Source organism: Cryobacterium sp. 10I5, assembly GCF_035019865.1.
Lineage (GTDB): Bacteria > Actinomycetota > Actinomycetes > Actinomycetales > Microbacteriaceae > Cryobacterium > Cryobacterium breve_A.
The window spans coordinates 1-3711 of record NZ_JASJVI010000162.1; the positions used below are offsets into that span (position 1 = coordinate 1).

The following is a 3711-nucleotide window of genomic DNA, read 5'->3' on the forward strand; positions in this document are numbered from 1 at the left end:
GGGGGACGCGGGGGCGGCATCCGTTGCCGGTGTGCTCGCCGGACCGGCGAGGGGAGCGAGCTGCGGGGTCGAGGAGAGTTTGGCCATCAGCGAGGCCTTGAGGGCGGCTGAGGGCTGAACGGGGGCGGTTGCGAGGCCGAGGGCCACCGCGGTGTCGCTCAGTTCTGCGGCCTCGATGCGGGCCTCTTCCGAGGACTCGAGGTGAGCCTCGAAGGCGGCGCGCTCCCTGGCCTCGAGGGCGTTGAGGGCGTATGCGCCGGACAGTTCGCCGGGGTTGCGCTCCGGGGTGCCCGTTCCGGTGTTCTCTGTGCCGGTCATGAGGCCACGCCCAGTTCGTCGCGAAGGCGGATGAGCCCGTCCCTGAGTCTCGTTTTCACGGTCCCGAGCGGGATATGCAGTTGGGCGGCGACTTCGCTCTGGCTGAAGCCCCCGTAGTAGGCAAGACTGATCGCCTGGCGCTGCAGTTCGGTCAGTCTGGACATCGCCTTCTCCACCCTTTCGTGCTCGATTCGTGTTTCTACGGTCTCGGACACGTCGTCATAGGCGACCGCGAGGTCGCGGATGCCGATCTTCGTGTCCCGGTCACGGCCGGCCTGCGACGACCTGATCCGGTCGACCGCACGTCGGTGCGCCATGGTCATGATCCAGGTGGAAGCCCCGCCACGTGCCGGCTCGTACCGCGTCGCCGATTGCCAGATCTCCAGGAAGATCTCCTGGGTCACTTCTTCCGACTGGGCGTGGTCGACGAGCAGGCGTTTGACCAGACCGAGCACCCGAGGGGCCATCTGGTCGTACAGTTCCCCGAAGGCCGCCTGGTCTCCGGTGGCAACCCGGGTAAGCAGCTCCTCTTTTGAGGGAGGCGCTGTCGACTCGGTGTCAGCGGCGAAGTCAGCAGTCATGAGAACCAGCATGTCAGGTCTTATCCCGTTCCATGACTAGTGTTCGGCACCGAACGCGAAATGGATTGGTCAGAAAAGGCTGAAGGCCGGGCCGCAGAACGCCTCTCGGCGCGAGGCCGCTCAGAGCGGCGAATATTGGAGCCCGGGGTTACTGCGGCCCGACCAGCATTCAGTGTAAACGACGAAGACGGGTGTTTATTCCTAGTCGAGCGAATCGCTGCGCCACAAGCGGGCGCACGAGCCGAACTCCTGGGCCGTCGTCGAGAACCGCAGGGCGCGGGTGGTCAGTTCTGTGGCGCGAGACACCCCGGATGCGCCGACTTCAGTCGCGTCGAGGTCGTCGGCGACACTCGCGCATCCGCTTGCGATGACCCGGCAGAACGCCGCAGCACGATCGAGCGCTACGGCGAAGTCGCCCGTGAAGATTCCGCGGAGGATCTGGTCGGCGAGGGCGATGATCTCGGCGGGGCCGGTCGGCGCGGCGGCTCCGGCGATGACGGGGTCGATGGCCACGGTGACCTCGGTGCCGCGCTGGTAGAGGAACGCAGTGCCCTCGGGGTCCTGGCGGATGAGCAGTCGGACGAGGTAGATCCGCCAGAGCGCACCGGGCAGGCTGCGCGGCGTTGCGCGCGACCACAGCTCGGCGACCGCGTCGATGCCGTGTTCGTCGGTGTAGGCGACGAGCCGCTCGACGACCGCGGGGTCTGGGTCATTACGCACCCGGGCGAGCAGCGCGTGCGCGGTCTCGTGCGCGACCCGACTGATATTCGCCGGGTCCTGTCCGCCCTCAAAGGATTCGAACTTGCTGCCCGAGAACTGGGTGGGCTTGTGGAAGTCCTCTGCCAATCGAATCCTCCGTATCTCCTGCGGGTGTTGTTCGGGTCTCGTGCGTGTCTCGCGGGGCGATTCCGTCCGCGCTAGGACCCCTCCCCACGGTACCCAGAAAAACCTCGCCCGAATCCACGGTAGATTATTTACCGCGGGCCTCTAGCTCAGTTGGTAGAGCAAAGGACTTTTAATCCTTGGGTCGTCGGTTCGAGCCCGACGGGGCCCACCAGTGTCGTCATTCCTGCAGTGTGTATTTTCGCGTGGCGGTTACAGCTGTCCCGAGTTCATGGCGTGGAGGTCAGGATGCCCAAGAAGGTCAAGTGGCTCGAGGAGCCGATCCCGGAGAACTACCCGAAGGCGGCGGATTACCTGCGGCTGGTCGTGAACGAGCACGCCGTCGAGGCGACGTCGCTCGCCCTCGAGGCGGCGCCCATCACCTTCCACAAGGCCAAGGACATCCTGCGCGCCGCCGGCCTGCAGTTGCTCACAGCCGAGAACCCGCATGTCGCCAGATACCTCAAGCTGATCCGTGAGGGTGGTCGGCTCGCGCCGATCCTGCTCGTGCGCGGCAACCTGCCCGCGGCCGTTCCGCTGCACATCGCGGACGGGTACCACCGGGTCTGCGCCACGTATCTCACGAACGAGAACACCGACATCCCGGTGCAGCTGGCGGACCTGACGCTCTAACCGCGTCATGGTGCACTGCCGGTCGACCGTCCGGACACTCCGATGACGTTCCAGACCCTTGCGATCATCTCCCTCGTCGGCCTGCTCGGTCCCCTGCTGGCGACCCCGCGGCGCTGGCGGGTTCCGGTCATGCTCGGGGAGCTCCTGGCCGGAATCCTTGTCGGCCACACCGGGCTCGGCCTCGTCGACTCGAGCGATCCGACCCTGACCCTGCTCGCTGACGTCGGGTTCGCACTGATCATGTTCGTGGCCGGCACCCACGTGCCGGTGCGTGATGCCGGCATCCGCTCGGCGCTCGGAAAGGGAACGGCAAGGGCCGGTCTCGCTGCCGTCATCGCGATCGTGCTCGGCGTGGCGACGGCGGTGCTGTTCGGCACCGGCCACGCGCCGCTGTACGCGGTGCTGCTCGCCTCGTCGTCTGCGGCGCTCGTGCTGCCGGTGATCGACTCGCTGAAACTGTCCGGGCCGTCGGTGCTGCAGGTGACCGCGCAGGTCGCGATCGCCGACGTCGCCGCGATCGTCGCCCTGCCGATCGTGATCGACCCGGCCAACGCGGGCCGGGCCGCGCTCGGGGCCGTCGCGGTCGCGGTCTCAGCGCTGCTGCTGTATCTCGCGCTCTCGCGTTTCGAAAAGAACGGCTCCCGGCTTCGGCTGCACCGGGTGTCCGAGGACCGCAAGTTCGCCCTCGAACTGCGGGTGCAGCTGACGATCCTGTTCGCGTTCGCAGCCCTCGCGGTCGTGAGCCACGTCTCGATCATGCTCGCAGGGTTCTCCTTCGGGCTCGCCGTCGCGATGGTCGGGGAGCCGAGGCGCCTTGCCCGGCAGCTGTTCGCGATCGCCGACGGGTTCCTCGGACCGCTGTTCTACGTGTGGCTCGGTGCTTCGCTCAACGTGCTCGACCTCGTGACGCGGCCCGGAATGATCCTGCTCGGCGTTGCCCTCGGTCTCGGCGCCGTCCTGGCCCATGCCTCGGCCCGGCTGCTCGGCCTTCCGCTGCGCTACGGCCTGCTCGCGGCCGCCCAGCTCGGCGTGCCGGTTGCGGCGGCGACGATCGGAACCCAGCTGAACCTGCTGGCACCGGGCGAAGCGGCCGCGCTGATCCTGGGTGCCCTGATCACGATCGGCGTCGCGACCGGGGCTGCGGGCGTCGCCTCCCGGCGGCAGGCCGCCGGGTCCTCCGCCGCACCAGGAGCGCCCGCCGCACCACCGACATCCGCCTGACCCCGAGCGGATGCTTCCGCTCGCGCGCCAGGTGCGCCGCTTCGCGCCAGGCATGCCTGGCGCGGAACGGCGGAAC

The 3711-nt window shown here is 68.0% G+C and carries 5 protein-coding genes and 1 tRNA gene; 3 read left to right on the forward strand and 3 right to left on the reverse strand.

Features of this window, described 5'->3' with window-relative positions:
- The 3 genes from QN350_RS19280 to QN350_RS19290 all read right to left on the reverse strand — a co-directional run.
- Positions 1 to 318: zf-HC2 domain-containing protein (locus QN350_RS19280; protein WP_323517146.1), on the reverse strand; the 318-nt coding region annotated here is incomplete at its 3' end.
- Positions 315 to 899 (reverse strand): sigma-70 family RNA polymerase sigma factor, encoded by a 585-nt coding sequence (locus tag QN350_RS19285; RefSeq protein WP_322137925.1) that lies wholly within the window; start codon positions 897 to 899, stop codon positions 315 to 317. The genes QN350_RS19285 and QN350_RS19280, both read right to left, overlap by 4 nt.
- A 201-nt stretch (positions 900 to 1100) precedes the next feature.
- Positions 1101 to 1745, reverse strand: coding sequence for a DNA-directed RNA polymerase subunit beta (locus QN350_RS19290; protein WP_322137926.1), 645 nt, complete (start codon positions 1743 to 1745; stop codon positions 1101 to 1103).
- 135 nt (positions 1746 to 1880) lie between these two features.
- On the opposite strand from QN350_RS19290, the gene QN350_RS19295 reads away from it, so the two are divergent.
- The 3 genes from QN350_RS19295 (at position 1881) to QN350_RS19305 (ending at position 3635) form a co-directional block, all read left to right on the forward strand.
- A tRNA-Lys gene (locus tag QN350_RS19295) sits at positions 1881 to 1956 on the forward strand.
- Between the two features lie 74 nt (positions 1957 to 2030).
- Complete coding sequence (locus tag QN350_RS19300) at positions 2031 to 2414, forward strand: hypothetical protein (protein WP_281535814.1); 384 nt, start codon at positions 2031 to 2033, stop codon at positions 2412 to 2414.
- Between the two features lie 42 nt (positions 2415 to 2456).
- A complete protein-coding gene (locus QN350_RS19305; protein ID WP_322137927.1) occupies positions 2457 to 3635 on the forward strand; it encodes a cation:proton antiporter in 1179 nt (392 codons plus the stop codon).
- Positions 3636 to 3711 lie beyond the last annotated feature (76 nt).

Excerpts from the sequence above, each read along its gene's own strand:
- QN350_RS19300 (WP_281535814.1), top strand. The coding sequence starts at position 2,031 with ATGCCCAAGAAGGTCAAGTGGCTCGAGGAGCCGATCCCGGAGAACTAC.
- QN350_RS19285 (WP_322137925.1), bottom strand. The coding sequence starts at position 899 with ATGACTGCTGACTTCGCCGCTGACACCGAGTCGACAGCGCCTCCCTCA.
- QN350_RS19305 (WP_322137927.1), top strand. The coding sequence starts at position 2,457 with ATGACGTTCCAGACCCTTGCGATCATCTCCCTCGTCGGCCTGCTCGGT.